This is a genomic window from Thermosphaera sp., from assembly GCF_059755995.1.
This window is the reverse complement of the sequence record NZ_DBOUKL010000033.1, coordinates 1-13,535: the sequence shown is the minus strand read 5'-3', so window position 1 is coordinate 13,535 and position 13,535 is coordinate 1. Positions and strand designations below refer to the sequence as shown.

At 54.3% G+C, this 13,535-nt stretch carries 14 protein-coding genes; 4 read left to right on the top strand and 10 right to left on the bottom strand.

All coding sequences use genetic code 11. The features are described from left to right. Positions 1–69: 69 nt before the first annotated feature. From AC3OH0_RS03770 to AC3OH0_RS03730, 9 genes are all read right to left on the bottom strand, one after another. Positions 70–1,332: a hypothetical protein gene (locus AC3OH0_RS03770; protein ID WP_498344828.1), complete on the bottom strand. Its 1,263-nt coding sequence runs from the start codon at positions 1,330–1,332 to the stop codon at positions 70–72. Between the two features lie 14 nt (positions 1,333–1,346). Further along, a complete protein-coding gene (locus tag AC3OH0_RS03765; protein WP_498344829.1) occupies positions 1,347–2,813 on the bottom strand; it encodes a type II/IV secretion system ATPase subunit in 1,467 nt (488 codons plus the stop codon). A 24-nt stretch (positions 2,814–2,837) separates the two neighbouring features. Beyond that, a complete protein-coding gene (locus AC3OH0_RS03760) occupies positions 2,838–3,242 on the bottom strand; it encodes a hypothetical protein (protein WP_498344827.1) in 405 nt (134 codons plus the stop codon). 104 nt (positions 3,243–3,346) lie between these two features. Further along, complete coding sequence (locus tag AC3OH0_RS03755) at positions 3,347–4,306, bottom strand: 2-hydroxyacid dehydrogenase (RefSeq protein ID WP_498344825.1); 960 nt, start codon at positions 4,304–4,306, stop codon at positions 3,347–3,349. Positions 4,307–4,376: 70 nt separating this feature from the next. After that, positions 4,377–5,051 (bottom strand): hypothetical protein, encoded by a 675-nt coding sequence (locus tag AC3OH0_RS03750; RefSeq protein ID WP_498344824.1) that lies wholly within the window; start codon positions 5,049–5,051, stop codon positions 4,377–4,379. After that, complete coding sequence (locus AC3OH0_RS03745; RefSeq protein ID WP_498344823.1) at positions 5,048–5,995, bottom strand: ArsA family ATPase; 948 nt, start codon at positions 5,993–5,995, stop codon at positions 5,048–5,050. Before AC3OH0_RS03745 ends, AC3OH0_RS03750 begins: the two co-directional genes overlap by 4 nt. After that, a complete protein-coding gene (locus AC3OH0_RS03740; RefSeq protein WP_465250824.1) occupies positions 5,995–6,291 on the bottom strand; it encodes a DUF7990 family protein in 297 nt (98 codons plus the stop codon). The genes AC3OH0_RS03745 and AC3OH0_RS03740 overlap by 1 nt, the downstream gene beginning before the upstream one ends. Before the next feature lie 51 nt (positions 6,292–6,342). Beyond that, positions 6,343–8,181 carry a carbon starvation CstA family protein gene (locus tag AC3OH0_RS03735; protein ID WP_498344822.1) on the bottom strand — a complete coding sequence of 613 codons (1,839 nt, stop codon included), beginning with the start codon at positions 8,179–8,181 and terminating at the stop codon, positions 6,343–6,345. 14 nt (positions 8,182–8,195) lie between these two features. After that, a complete protein-coding gene (locus AC3OH0_RS03730; protein ID WP_498344821.1) occupies positions 8,196–8,426 on the bottom strand; it encodes a hypothetical protein in 231 nt (76 codons plus the stop codon). 207 nt (positions 8,427–8,633) lie between these two features. Here AC3OH0_RS03730 and AC3OH0_RS03725 point away from each other — a divergent pair, with 207 nt between their 5' ends. The 4 genes from AC3OH0_RS03725 to AC3OH0_RS03710 all read left to right on the top strand — a co-directional run bounded on the left by AC3OH0_RS03725 (position 8,634) and on the right by AC3OH0_RS03710 (position 13,113). Beyond that, positions 8,634–10,232 carry a DNA topoisomerase VI subunit B gene (locus AC3OH0_RS03725; protein WP_498344820.1) on the top strand — a complete coding sequence of 533 codons (1,599 nt, stop codon included), beginning with the start codon at positions 8,634–8,636 and terminating at the stop codon, positions 10,230–10,232. Positions 10,233–10,243: 11 nt separating this feature from the next. Next, complete coding sequence (locus AC3OH0_RS03720; protein WP_498344819.1) at positions 10,244–11,548, top strand: DNA topoisomerase IV subunit A; 1,305 nt, start codon at positions 10,244–10,246, stop codon at positions 11,546–11,548. Positions 11,549–11,691: 143 nt separating this feature from the next. Further along, the gene (locus AC3OH0_RS03715) at positions 11,692–12,207 is read left to right on the top strand and encodes a DUF6653 family protein (RefSeq protein ID WP_498344818.1); all 516 of its coding nucleotides are present in this window, start codon (positions 11,692–11,694) and stop codon (positions 12,205–12,207) included. 135 nt (positions 12,208–12,342) lie between these two features. Next, a complete protein-coding gene (locus tag AC3OH0_RS03710; protein ID WP_498344817.1) occupies positions 12,343–13,113 on the top strand; it encodes a hypothetical protein in 771 nt (256 codons plus the stop codon). 38 nt (positions 13,114–13,151) lie between these two features. Here the strand turns inward: AC3OH0_RS03710 and AC3OH0_RS03705 are convergent. Continuing rightward, a partial coding sequence (locus AC3OH0_RS03705; RefSeq protein ID WP_498344816.1) for a chloride channel protein occupies positions 13,152–13,535 on the bottom strand: 384 nt, incomplete at its 5' end.

Here is a 13,535-nt window from a genome sequence, read left to right as displayed (position 1 = left end):
AGGTGGTGCTGACAGCGCACAAGGTAGGGATTGCTAGAATGGTTGTAAGGATGCGCCCAATAGGCGTTGTCAAAGGATAGTCAGGGATAAGTAGGCAAGCCAGCCCAGGGTTAAAGCCAATCCTGTTTTCTTCACGGATGAAACCATTAAACCCCCGCCCGAGGCTGAGGCAACCGCCACCGACCCAACAATGCTCGAGTATACCAGCGGCGCCACGGCACCGGGCGGCTGGCCCGGCAGGCCCGTGAACCCTTTCAACAGGTAGGCCATGAAGGATATGAGGAGCCCTGTGAAAACCGCGTAGAACAAGTAGAGCCTCGACCTCTCCCCACACCACTTCCTCGACTGGGCAATGTGTCTTGAAAACCTGGAGACGGTGGAGGCAAGCGCCCGCGGGAACCCGCTGTACTCCAGAGGGGTTGACAGCAGGGTTATGAGCCTCCTAGCCAGCGGCGGAAGGGGCAGTGTGTCAGCCATGGTTGAAGCGTTGAACCCGTTCAGCATTGCAAGCCCAAGGAGCCTGTGAACCAGGTTTCTCGACGAGTAGAAGCCCGCGGTAAGGGATGCGTCAACCGGGACCCCTAGGGCAAGGCCTGAAACAGCCTCCTCGGCTAGGAGGATGGCCTCAGCCTCAACTCCTTGAGAAGCCCTAACCCTCTCCCTCAAAAAAGCGTGGAGTGTTAAGGCGAGAGCAGTGTGAAGCACGAGGCCTTGAAGCCCTGTGAGGGCGAGGAGGGCGGAGACTACCACGGCCAGGTCGGCCGCAGCCATGTATGGCGGTTCAGGGGATAAGATGGTTTCGGAAACCCTTCTAGCAATCAAGTATCCTACAGCACTTGTGAAGACGGTTGCGGCAACAGATACTGCAGGGTTCAGGGAAACCCCTGGGAGAAGCGTGAAAACTGTAAGGGTTAGGACGATTATGAGGAAGCCTTCGTAGAAAGCATCAATCTGTGTGAAAAGGCTTGAAACCCTTGCCCAGTGCTTCTCCAGCTCCTCGCCAAGATACTTCTCTACAAGGCTCATGGTCCCCCCTGTTGACACTAAAACCTCCCCGTACTCCCTGAGAAGCCTTGACACTGTTGGGGAAGGAGTGAGCTCGGCGAGGCTTCTGAGCGAGGTGTAAGGGTCTCCCGAAGCCTTCTCCAGGAACACGTAGAGCCTGGCAAGGGATGCGTAGTCTCCTGGAACGCGGATTCTTCTACTAGCCGAGTGCTCGAACAAGTCCATGATCCTGAGGCCTGTGGACTCGAAAGAGGCCAGGGTTGTCAGGAAGTCGAGAAAGCCCTCCTCCAAGCCTCTAGCACTGATCCTGCTCAACGACTTCTCCAAACACCACGCCCTCCTCAAGCCTTCCACGCGAGATAGTGCTCCAGGAGCTTCTCGGATAGCTTTGAGTGGTGGAAAACCTGCTTGGAAACACAGTCCTCCAGGAAGGAAGCCTTCTCCTCAAGCACTCGTAGAACCCTCTCCTTATCGCCATATCCCTGAAGCCTCTCGGATAGGTGTGCTAAAACCCTGGGTGTTAAAGACCCGCAGGACCCTGGTGTCGAGCAGAGCTCACGGATCTCCGATCCCTCCCCGAGCTCGCACAAGGCTGAAACCCTTCTAACCCCCTGGTTGTTGGAAACCATCACTATTGCTGAAATATTCCTGAGAAGGCTACGCGGTATGGATATAGGGGGTGCTGTCAGCCTTTCCACAACAGACCTCGGGTTGTCGGCGTGAATGGTTGTTAACACTCCATGGCCGAGCCTGGATGCCTGGACGAGCAACCTGGCTTCAACCCCTCTCACCTCGCCGACAACTATGTAGTCAGGCCTCCTCCTGAGCGCGAACCTTAACAGGTCGTAGGAGGTTATGCTGGCTCCCTGCTTACCGGCTAAATGCCTCTCAACAAGCGGGTCCCAGAGGCCTGTAGAACCGCTCAGCTCCGGGGTGTCCTCGATGGTGACAACCCTTCTTGAAGGAGGTACGAGGGTTAGCAGTGCCTGGAGGAGGGTTGTCTTCCCGGCTCCAACACTCCCAGCCACGATCACCCAGCCCTTCGACTCGAGGATGAGCCAGAGGTATGCTGCAACAGCCGTGTTTAAAACACCCTCCGCTATCAGCCTGGTGATGGTTACAGGGGCTCCGGGCCTCCTCCTAACCACTATGCTACTACCGCTCCTCGAGACCTCGTCGCCGAAGGTTAGGCTAACCCTTAAACCCTCCCTTGTCAAACCCTCCGCTATTGGGTTGTGCAGGGATATATGCCTCCCCGATCTCCTCGCGAGAGAGAGGACCAGCTTGTCAACGAGGCTACTGCTCACGGTGATGTTGGAGGAGAGCCACCCGTACCAGCTGTACTTGGAGTGGATGACGTGGATCCTCCCGGTCTTCCTGTCTAAGCTGACCTCCTCAACGCTCTCATCCATTGTGAAAGGGTATAAGGGGCCGTAGCCGCTGGCGATCTTCGAGTAGTTGTAAACCACCTCCGCTCCAGGAAGCCCTGCCTGCTTGAAGCCTGCTTCAACGCTGAGCACTAGCTTGGATACCTGTTCAATAACAGCAGGGGTTATAGGCGGCTCCTCGACAACATACTTCAGCAAGCCACCGTTCCTGACAATCCTTGCCTTAATGTTGAAGGGGAGCTCGTACTCCTCCAGGATTAAGCCTTCAACACCCTCCTCGAGAGAGTAGCCTGTTAAATACTCCTCTACAATCCTCTTCACAACCCTGAGGGAAGCGTCTGCAAGCCCTCCTTTTCCCGCAGGGGTGGGGAAGGAGGTTGGGAGGATGGTTTTAAGGTTTTGAAAAAACCTTTGAAGCATGTGCAAGCCTGCCCCGCTGCAAGGCTACTTGAATACTTCGAACAGCTTCGACGGCTGCCCGTCGTAGTATATTCTCAGGTAGAGGGGTTGTGAAGCATTTATGTTAGCGGTTATGTTGCTAACTACTATGGCTACCTTACCGCCCGCTGGAATGCTGACACCGTTGACAACGGCTTCGTGAATAATAACACCGTTCTGAACCAGCACAGCCTTCTCAACCCTGACAGTCTTCAACCCGGTGTTCAAAACCTCCGCGTACAGCTCTTTCACAGAGCCGTGGTCGTAGAGGGCTACGTACACTGCTTCAACCCCTCCGCTACTACCGCCCCCGGCCAGGTAGCCGTAGACGTAGTTGTAGAGTAGGACTCCCCCAGCGATCGTTAACGCGAGCAGCAGTGCTGTTGCAACCAGGCCGGACACAGCCTTCACGCCTGACACCATTCTTGAGGAAATGCTTGAAAGAGTTCGACGTGTAAAAATTTAAAAACACGGAGGGCTCGGGGGAGGGTGAAAGTTTCCCTGGGCCAGCTTGATCAGCACTTGTTCACAACAGTGTCAGGAAGCCTGCCCTGCTTGATAAACCTGGCAACTGATTCGGCAACAAACCTCGCCGTCTCCGCCAAGGCCTCCCAGGAGAATCCTCCAAGGTGAGGGGTTAGTATGGTGTTTTCAAGCCTAGGCAGCGGGCTGTCCTGCGGGAGGGGCTCCGTCTCGAAAACGTCGAGAGCCGCGTAGATCTCTCCCTGAGCAAGCCTTTCCGCAAGAGCTTTCTCATCAACTATAGGCCCTCTCGCAGTGTTGACAAGCAGGGCTCCTTTCTTCATCCTGAATACCCTGTCCCTGTTTATCAGCCTCCTTGTCTCAGGGGTCAGCGCAACGGTTATTGCCACCACGTCGCTGGTCTCGACAAGCTGGTCTAGATCCATTCTCTGAGCCTCGAGCGCGTGCTCTATCTCGGGCTTAGCCCTCCTATCCCAGTAGACTATTCTCGCCCCGAAGGGCTTGAGCCTCCTGGCCAGCGAGGCCCCTATCCTCCCCATCCCCACTATTCCAACCTGCTTACCGCTCAGCGTTCTCCCAATCAGTGTCTGAGGGGTCCCGGCAGTCCACTTCCCTTCTCTAACATACCTGTCGCCTCTGACAATGTTCCTGTAGTGTGCAAGTATTAGAGCCATGATATGGTCTGCAACAGTCTCCGCTATGTAGTCCGGGGCGTTGGCTACGCATACCCCTCGCTGCGTGGCAGCCTCTATGTCAACCTTGTCAAGCCCTGAGCCCTGAACCATGATCAGCCTCAGCATCTCAGCCTTCTCGATCAAGTCCCTGGGCACAGTGTTCCACGGGGCTGCCACCAGGACTACTGCATCCCTCAGCTCCTTCTCAAGCCACTCCGGGGGCGCCTGCCTCCCAGGGTAGTATGAGTAGGGGATGCCTTCTTTTTCAAGGATTTCGAGACCGTTCCTAGGGGGTTCAAACATGTATACTGCCTTCATGAGTCAACACTCCTCGAGGAAGCCACGTGAATACTTTATTGGAAACTGGATATTTAAAGCAGTGTGGAAGCTACTTCCTGCCAGCCCTGGGAACTGTTAGCTCCTTGACAAGCCTTTCATGAAAAGCCAGGAACTCGCTGAGAGTGCTCAGGGATAGGTCGTATGCGGCGGAGACAATGTTCTGTCCCGGGTAAGTGGCGATCATGGTTACAGGCAGGTTAGAGCTCGCTACAGCCCCGGCTACCTTGTCGTAGAGGGATTCCTCACTGTAGAATACTATGTAGTCGTAGAATCCTCTAACCTCTCTTGAAAACATCTTGTCAAGCCTGTCCCCCACGCTGTTTCTGAGAACAGTGTTGTCAACCCTGCTGTTCTTCTTAACCAGGTAGACCTCTCCAGCCACAACCCTGTCGCTCGGGTTGAAGGCTATTTCAAGCCTGTCCCTCCTACCCGCGATCTTGGCGAAGGGGTAGTATAGCAGGGAGTGCCTTGGGACTGTGGTGAGCAGTAGGTAAACCCTGTGCTTGCCTGGGAGGACGTACCTGGCCTTGAAGCCTACGATGTATCCGAGCCACTGGTACTCCTTGCTTGAAGGGTTGAAGTGTTTTTCAAGAGACAGCACCACGTCCCTCAGCAACACTATCAGCCTACGCCTCTGCCTGAAAAACCATATGGCTGAGGCCGCGCCGAGGATCGCTATCAGAATTATCACGCCGTAAAGCGAGAGCAAGTCTTCAATGCTCACCCAACCACCTCGACAAGGCTTTCAAGCTTCTTAACATCCTCGAAGCTCTCCGTGGGCTTTCCGAGATAGTTTATGAGGACGAGGGGTTTTTTAATAGAGGAGAGTTTTTCAATGAAAGCCTTCTGCTGCTGCTCCACCCCCATTCTCCGAGCCATTTCAGCGGGGAGGATCTTGTTGAGCACGAGGGCTTTAGCGGGAGCCCCAAGCTTCTTCTCCAGGAAGCTAACAGTCTCCTCCATCTCGTAAACCGGCAGAGGCTCCGGGGTTGCAACCACTACGTAAGAGGTTCTCGCAGGATTCTTCAACACGTCCATGAGGTTTGAGTACCGCTGCTTCATCTCGAGGAGAATAGACAGGGCCTTATCCCTTGCCTCAGCCTCCCTCCCCGTGGTTCTCGCGATAACGTATCTCAGGGAGACAATCCTCTCCCTAACCTTGATCAGCTTGTCAAGCCAGACCATGTAGAGCAGTGGGAGGTAGAGGGTTCTAAGGGTGACGCCTGTGGGAGGCGTGTCAACCACTATGAAGCTGTAGTCCCGGCTGGAGTATACGCTGTCTAAAACCCTTAGGAAAACCTCCTCCTCAACACCCGGCATGTACTTGACAACGTCCACCACGCTGTCAACGTTTAAGACTGTGAGGGATGGTAGAAGGTATTTGAGCATGCTGGAGTACTGGTCAGCCTGTCTGGCAACCTCCTTTTCAACATCCAGCTGCCTCACAGCCAGGTTTTCCCCGAGCACGTGCTCCCTGTCGACAACCTCCTCCCCAATGTACTTTGCCAGGTGTTTGGCCGGGTCGAGGCTTAGAACCAGCGTCCTCCCCAGCCTCGCAAGCGTTGCGCCGAGGAGGAGGGATACTGTGGTCTTGCCGACACCCCCCTTCCCTATCACAACCACCACGTGCGGGCAGCAGGAGTATGGCTTGATAAGGTCTTGAAGCACTACCACTCACCTCCCAGCGACGACATTAAATCCCCTAGCACATCCTCCCCTCTGAACCCCCGGGACTCCAGTATCGACACCTCCTCCTTAACAGCCTCCAGGAGCTCAAGGGAGAGGAAGACAGGGATTGTTTTAACGCCTACCAGGGGGCCGAAGAGCATTGTGAGGAATGCGTTCTCCAGCTCAACATACTCAGCCTGTAACGCCTCCACGCTCTGCTCGAGTATTGCCTGGTTAAACCCTTTGATGAAAAGGAGTAGCTCCCTGAGAAAGCTCCTTATCTTTTCCAAAACCATTAGTAAGCACCGATGAGAATTATGTTGAAAAAAGGTTTATTAAGAAAGGACTTATGCTTTCACGCTGGCATGCCTCAGGGATTTAACGAACAGCAGTATCAGGGCAATATCCAGCGCTAGAGACACAGCTACTATGAGACCTGTAGTAGCAATATAGAGTGCTGGCAGGCTTGGAACTACGAGAAGGAGCCAGATGAAGAGTGCTGATGTAACCGTCACCCAGAGGAACACTGCCGGGGCCATGATCAGGAGGCTGACCTTGCCCCTGACCTTCAAGACCGCGTAAACCCATAAAGCCTCGGTGAGCAGTGCTATTGCCGCGAGCAACTGGTTTGTCCCTGCGAATGCTGGCCATATCAGCTGGTAGGCATATATCAGCTTGCCCGTCAACGGGTCCGTGACCTGCGGCAGAGCCATTACCGCTCCAAGCAGTATCGGTATCAGGGATGCGATCCACCTGTTGGCTATTATCTTGTGGACGCCGGGCTTCCTGGGCTTAACCCAGTCGAACAGCTCCACCCATGCAAACCTTGCCAGCCTGTTAGCAGTGTCGAGCGTTGTCAGCACGAATGCTGAGAGAGCCCATGCGGCAAAGGTTGAGAATCCTTTGTACAGGGCTGGGAAGTTCTCAACCCCTAGGAGCCTCGACCACATGAGCGCTTGCACTAGGCCGTAGGATGTGTAGAACCTGGCGGTTCCGGTCTGGTTTAACACTGTTGGGTAAGCCGTCACGTTAAGCCCGGAGTTCAGGAGCGTGCTGGTTGTTAAGCCAGCGTTGGATGCGAAGGCTGTGAAATCCCAGACTATGGCAGCCGGGAGTATTACAGCAAGGGATGAGACAGCTCCCTCCGTCAACATTCCACCATACCCTACGAGGAGGGCATCGAGCTCGTTGGCAAGCTGCTTAGACGTTGTCCCCGAACCTACTACGGAGTGGAAGCCTGACAGCGCTCCACACGCGATCGTCAAGGGGACTGTGGGCCAGAACCATGCTATGTCAGCCCTCGCTGCCTCGCCGATCGCCCCGATAGTGGCTCCCTTAGCGACGAAGCTGGTTATCAAGGGGCCGGTCAGCCCTATGAGAGGTATTGCTAGAGGGGCTAGGATCGCCAGGGCTACGAAGCCCCACAGCAGGTATGCGTTCAAGTAGTCCCTAGGCTGGAGCAGGAACCATACCGGTAGCGACGCCGCGATGAAGCTGTAGGCCGCAAGTAGAACAACCCATGTCTGATACGGGGCGGGCGCGTCCCCAGGCATGACTAGCTGGGTGTAGTAGCTAGCATATATCAGCACCACCTCGAGGACGAGTGCTATGACGGTTGCCTTCTTAACGTTGACCCCGAACCTGTACACCATCACGCCGAACAATAAGGCTAGAGGCATGTAGAGGACTGCGACCGTGGCTGCTGAGGGAATGCTTATGAATGTTGATGACGCAACGCTGAGGAATGCTGCGAGAACCAGGATCAGGGCGAACCAGGTGTACGCTAGGAATACATACCTCGCCTTCTTCCCCATCGTGGACTCTGAAATACTCATCACCGATAAGCCGCCGTACCTAACGCTCGACATTATTGCAAGGTAGTCGTGGACTGCACCGATGAAGACGTTGCCGAACAGCACCCATATGAGCGGGAGCCCCCAGCCCCAGTTAAGCGCGAGCGCTGGACCGGTGATAGGCCCCGCCCCGGCGATCGATGCGAAGTGGTGGCCGTATAGAACGTACTTGTTGGCTGGAACGTAGTCGACGCCGTCGAACTTGGTCAGCGCAGGGGTCGGCCTGTTAGGGTCTGCCTTTGTGACCCGTTGCTCAAGTATCTTCTTCCCGTAGAAGACGTATGCCAGCACGTAGATAACGAGGACGATCACGAGGATGAGGATCGGGTACATTAACACAACACCTCCTACTTCTGCTCCAGCTTAACCCCTGTCTTAGCCTCTACGAACTTGCTAATAGCTGATGGAACCTCTCCAAGCCACAGGTATGGTCCAACAAGTATTAGGATGAAGCCTGCAACACCTGCTGCAATCGCTATATCCCCTTTCACGACTCCACCGGTTGATATGTAGGCGTAGAATATTATTACTATGGCGATGATGGTTATGAGTAATCCCAAGACCTCCTTGGGGCTCACGTAATCCACCTCTCCAAGTAGGTAATTTATCCACACGTAGTATAAATATCTCTCGTTAAAACCGGTTGGATGTAGAGGTTTTCAAGCCCTGGTTTAAGCGGCAGGCTCTTGAAGCAGCGTGCGGGGCTGGGAACCCGTGCTTTTGTTTTTAAAGAGTATTACTGGATAATAGATCAGAGTTTACAGGTATTTAGGGGTTTGCCTAAAATGTCTAACAGCGTTGAGGGCGTTGAGAAGTACAGGGCTATAAGCCCCGCTGAGTTTTTCTACAAGTACAGGGAGATCGCCGGCTTCTCCAACCCTGTTAGAGCACTCTATCAGACTGTGAGGGAGCTTTACGAGAACGCTTTAGACGCTACCGATGCTCACGGAATACTCCCCGATGTCAAGATAGCTATCAGGAAGGTTGACGAGATCCAAGAGTACTACAGGGTTACCGTTGAAGACAACGGGATAGGGCTGCCCCCGGACGTGGTTCCAAACGCTTTCGGAAAAGTATTGTTCAGCAGCAAGTATGTTTTGAAGCAGACCCGGGGGATGTACGGGCTCGGTGTTAAAATGGCTGTGCTCTACGGGCAGATGACAACTGGCAGGCCTGTTGAAGTAATCACGAGCAAGCAGGGGTTTAAGAGGATATACTACTTCAAGCTGAGGATAGATGTGAACAGGAACGAGCCGGTGATCCTTGAGAAGGGGACGTGGAGGAAGACCAGGGACTGGCATGGGACAATAGTGTCTATAACGCTCGAGGGCGACTGGGCCAGGGCTAAGCCGAAGATCATGGAGTACCTGCAGCGCTCAGTAGTGGTCACCCCATACGCGAACATCATATTCATAACCCCGGAGAACGAGATAATCTACTACCCCCGGGCGATAAGCATCCTGCCCAGGCCCCCGGTGGAGGTTAAGCCACACCCCTTCGGCGTCGACCTCGAGATGTTGAAGCAGATGAGGGATTTGAACACCTCGGAAACCGTTAAAGACCTGTTGATCAAGAACTTCCAGAGCGTTGGGGAGTCAACAGCCACTGAGGTTTTAAGCAGGGCCGGGGTTGACCCTTCGAAGCCGGCGGGCTCCCTGAGCGAGGATGAGCTGCTCAGGATTGTGAACGCTATCAAGGGGTTTGAAAACCTCAGGCCCCCCTCAGCCAAGGCTATTTCGCCGCTAGGGAGGGAGATTATCGTGGCAGGCTTGTCGAGAATGTTCAAGCCGGAGTTCGTTGAAGCCGTGACGAGGAGGCCGCAGGTCTACCACGGCCACCCGTTCATCGTGGAGGCGGGGATTGCTTACGGGGGAGGCACGCCCCTGGGCGAGGCGGATAAGCCTGTAATACTCAGGTATGCTAACAAGATACCGCTCCTCTACGACGAGGGCAGCGATGTGACAACCTTCGTCGTCAAGGAGGATGTTAACTGGGCTAACTACTCGATAGTTTTCCCAGCACCCCTCGTGGTCCTGGTGCACGTGTGCAGCACTAAGATACCTTTCAAAGGAGTTGGCAAGGAGAGCATTGCCGACGTGCCCGAGATCAGGAGGGAGATAAGGCTTGCCTTAATGGAGGTTTTGCGCAAGCTGAAGATATACCTGGTGAGGAAGGCTAGGGAGGAGGAGGTTAAGAGAAGGGTTGTACTCCTCGCCAAGTATATTCCCGAGATAGCTAGAAGCCTCCACACGATCGTGAGAGGGGAGGACGGGATCAACCAGGATCTCCTCGAGCAGAGGCTTGCTGAAATAGTTGCTAAAAGGGCTGGGATACCCCTGGAGGAGGTTGTCAAGAGCCTTGAAACAGTCGAGATAGGTACTTGAGGGAGGGGTTTATGGTTACCAAGGCGGACCTGCAGGCAAGGGCAAGGGCTAGCGAGCTTATGAGGAGGAGGTTTCTCGAAATATCCCAGCTAATCCTTAAAGGGGAGAGGCCTGTTCTCGTAATGCCTAAGAGAACACTCTCCAACACGATCTACGACCACAGGCACAAGCTACTACTGCTCGGCCCTGAGACGTTGAAGAGGAGTTTCACCGATATCAACGAGGCAAGGAAGTTCATGCAGACAATGCTGATGGCTTCGATAATCTACGACTCCCTGGTCAACAACGAGTACCCTACGATACGTGACCTCTACTACAGGGGTAAGCACACCATCTCCTACAGGGATATTGACGGGAAGGTGGTGCATGAGAACAGCTGGGAGGAGCAGAAGGAGTCTGACAGCGTTATAAGAGATCTTGAAGTCTTCCTCAACGTTTTAAGAGAGGAGCTGCTCATCCTCAGCAAGGAGAAGGGGAAGGTTGTCGGGAACCTGGTGATAAGGAGCGGTGACGACACCATAGACTTGAGCAGGATGGGGCACGGGGCATACTCGATCGAGCCCACGCCGGACCTGATAGAGTTCAAGGATGTTGACGCCGAGTACGTGCTCGTGGTGGAGAAGGATGCTGTGTTCCAACAGCTCCACAGGTATGGTTTCTGGAGGAAGAACAAGGCGGTACTGGTTACCAGCGCCGGGCAGCCGGACAGGGCTACCAGGAGGTTTGTGAGAAGGCTTAGCGAGGAGTTGAAGCTCCCCGTGTACGTGCTCGCCGACAGCGACCCCTACGGGTACTACATCTACAGTGTTTTCAAAATAGGCAGTATAACCCTGTCCTACGAGAGCGAGAGGCTTGCAACCCCTGGGGCGAAGTTCATAGGGGTGATGATGACCGATGTCTTCGGGGACGCCCCGTTCAGCGAGGTATTGGCAAGGCTTGACAAGGGCTTCCCAGGGATTTCGAAATCATCCCTGGCAAGGCTTCACGGTAAGAAAGCCTATCTCGATGAGAAGGAGAGGAGGAACTATATTATCAAGGCTAAGCAGAAGGATGTTGAAAGAGCTGTCGAGCTCGTCGGCTACGAGGTAGCCGAAGTCTGCATGGACGAGGGTGATTTGAAGAGCAAGGTTAAGAAGAGGAAGGAGGGGTTGACAGGCTACCCTTGGTTCAGAAGCCCCGAATGGGTTAGGGAGCTCTGCATATTCTTCAAAACCCTCAGCAAGCTCGAGATCGAGGCAATGGCTAGTAAGGGGCTTAAATTCCTAGCAGACAGCTACATCCCGGAGAAGATTGAGAAGAAGGATTGGATAGACTAGGGTTAAAACCCTTTAAACACTAAGATTTAAGCGATGATGAGGAAACGGGCTTGACGCGGAAGGGATGAGAAAACCTGTCTCATCTGAACCTGTTAAACAGGGTTTTCAAAACGAGCAGTGCTTGCACACAGTACAGGGAGAGCGTGGTTGATAGAATACTCGGGAGAATCCTGGGTAAGACATCGGCTGCGATGAGGATGAAGGATGAGGCATGCCAATCCCTGGAGCTTCGCAACCAGGCTCCCCTCCTACTACTCTTCACAATTGCCTGCTGGTCTCGCGCGTGGATAGGCTGGTTCTTCCTAATCCCCTTAGCGGTGATCGCGGCGTGGACGTTTCTAAACCCCAGGGTTTTCCCGAAGCCCCGTTCAACCCGTAGCTGGGCTAGCAGGGGTGTTTTCGGCGAGAGGATAATGGTGAGCAGGAGGGAGTACTGTGTTGAAATACCGGAGCACCATGTCAAGGCCGCATTCACCTTGACAATGCTGAGCCTTGCAGGAGCCATCCTCCTGCTCTACGGGGTAGTGGCGCTCGAGCCCTTGACCACCGTGGCAGGCTGCATCACCGCGTATCTTGGGAAGCTCTGGTATGTTGACAGAATGGTCTGGCTGTTCGAGGATTTGAAGGATCACCCGGTTTTTAAAAACTGGGTTTACTGAGGGCTGGGAAAGCTTCCAAGCCTCCGCGAAAACTACTGGCGAACGCCTCCCCGTAATCCTCCGGCAGCGCAATGCTTAAGCACTGTAGCTAGTTATTAAAGCGGATTCATAGTAAATACTAAATGGTTGATCCCTGTGAGCACTGTCGAGCTGGTTGTACATCCAACATGCTTCTCAAGCTACAGGCTGGTGAAAACACTCAGCGAGAAAGGCTTGTTAAACCGTTTAAGAATCCTGGTAGCTGATAAGCCAGGGGTTGGTTTCGAGAAGAAGGCTTGGAGCGTGCCCTGGCTCCTGGTTAACGGTGAGCCGGCCGCGGCGGATCCTTTGGAGCCGTGGGAGGTTGAAGCCGTGCTGGAGGGGAGGGGTCTACAGCCCCCCGGAGACCTTGCCGAGTCCTTCATGACGAGCGTGATGCACAGCTCCTACGCCTCCAGCCTCGTGGTGCTGTGGGGGTCGCTGGAGCCTGTGCTTGATAAGGGTTTCGCCAAGGCTGTTTACAGGGCTCCTCTCACCCGTGTGGATGTTGACAAAGCTCTCGGAGAGGTGAGGGGGAAGGCTGGGGAGCTTTACGATGAATGGGTTGACAAGCTTAGGAGGACCCTAGCAGTAGCCTTCACAAGAGAGCTCTACTGGTTCTCCAACAGGAAGCTTACAGCAGACAGCCTGGTGCAGGCATCGAGGCCAGAGGTGATCGGGGCATGGCTCCTCGCCAAGGCAAGCATTGGGAGAGTGGGGCTTCCCCCGAACCCGCTCGGTGTGGGAATGGTTAACGCCGGGGAGATTTCGAGCTTTATATCCAAGGGTGCTAAGGGAATACTGAACAAGGTTGAAAACGAGGCTGAAACACTATTCAATGACAAGGAGTACTGGCTGATGATAAGCCGGCTGAAGAGCAAGAGCTGATCAAGCAGGGAGTGCACAGTTTGGGGACGAGGAAGTTGCTAACCCGTGTTCTTCAGCTGGTTCTCCGCGGCCATAGACTCCGCCCTGTCCGCCAGCTGGTTTTCATGGATCGACCAGTTAATTGTTAGCGCGTAAGCTGTTAGCGAGGATAATAGTGCGGGTATCACGTTCACGAAGCCGAATACTTCGAGGGAGAGAATCACCCCGGTTACCAGGGTTTTGTTGCAGGCTGCCAGCATGCTCGACGTCATCGCGGCTATTACGAGCCCTGGTTCAACAGGGAGCCCGTAGTGGTTTAGCAGCTGTGTGAAGAGGGCTCCTGAGACAATGCCTATGAAAACTGTGGGCAGGAACAATCCACCGGACCCTCCGCCCTTAACCGTTACCGCTGTAGCGATTATCTTGGCCGTGATCAGTAGTAT

Coding starts and splice junctions, on each gene's coding strand:
- AC3OH0_RS03755 (WP_498344825.1), bottom strand. CDS start 4,306: ATGAAGGCAGTATACATGTTTGAACCCCCTAGGAACGGTCTCGAAATC.
- AC3OH0_RS03720 (WP_498344819.1), top strand. CDS start 10,244: ATGGTTACCAAGGCGGACCTGCAGGCAAGGGCAAGGGCTAGCGAGCTT.
- AC3OH0_RS03735 (WP_498344822.1), bottom strand. CDS start 8,181: ATGTACCCGATCCTCATCCTCGTGATCGTCCTCGTTATCTACGTGCTG.
- AC3OH0_RS03725 (WP_498344820.1), top strand. CDS start 8,634: ATGTCTAACAGCGTTGAGGGCGTTGAGAAGTACAGGGCTATAAGCCCC.
- AC3OH0_RS03740 (WP_465250824.1), bottom strand. CDS start 6,291: ATGGTTTTGGAAAAGATAAGGAGCTTTCTCAGGGAGCTACTCCTTTTC.
- AC3OH0_RS03765 (WP_498344829.1), bottom strand. CDS start 2,813: ATGCTTCAAAGGTTTTTTCAAAACCTTAAAACCATCCTCCCAACCTCC.